The sequence below is a fragment of the Aeromonas australiensis genome (assembly GCF_000819725.1).
GTDB lineage: Bacteria > Pseudomonadota > Gammaproteobacteria > Enterobacterales > Aeromonadaceae > Aeromonas > Aeromonas australiensis.
Genome location: NZ_CDDH01000067.1, coordinates 1 through 549 on the forward strand (window position 1 = coordinate 1; position 549 = coordinate 549).

Genomic DNA, 549 nt, shown 5'->3' on the forward strand with positions numbered 1-549 from the left:
CCCAAGGGTGGCGAAGAGCCAATTGGCCATCAGTTTCAAATCAGTGGGTTGGCGGCAACTAGCCTGGCTTGCGTTGAAGAGGCGCGCAACCAGACCGGTGTGTTCATCCTGGCGACCAATGACCACAGCGATACGCTGACCATGGCAGAGCTGTTGGCCACCTATAAAGCGCAGCAGAATGTCGAACGGGGCTTTCGTTTTCTCAAGAGCCCGGAGTTTTTAACCTCCTCACTGTACCTGAAAAAACCGGAGCGGATTGAAGCGTTGCTGATGGTGATGACCTGTAGCCTGATGATTTACGCCGCGTTGGAGCACCGGATCCGGCAAGGATTAGTGGAGCAAAACCGCAGCGTGGCGGATATGAAAAAGAAGCCGACCCAGCAGCCGACGGCCCGTTGGATCTTTTTGCGCTTTGGTGGCATCCATGAATATCGGCTGGGAGACGCTCCGCCACAAGTAACGGAGCTAACAGGAGACCAGCAGATCATTTTGGAGGTATTGGGTGAGCGCTATCGGCAAATTTATTCCTAAATCAGGTGCGGAATGTCG

The 549-nt window shown here is 54.1% G+C and carries 1 protein-coding gene; it reads left to right on the forward strand.

The annotated features are described in order from the left end of the window. A partial coding sequence (locus BN1117_RS11030) for an IS1634 family transposase (RefSeq protein ID WP_040097354.1) occupies window positions 1-531 on the forward strand: 531 nt, incomplete at its 5' end. Between the last annotated feature and the right edge of the window lie 18 nt (window positions 532-549).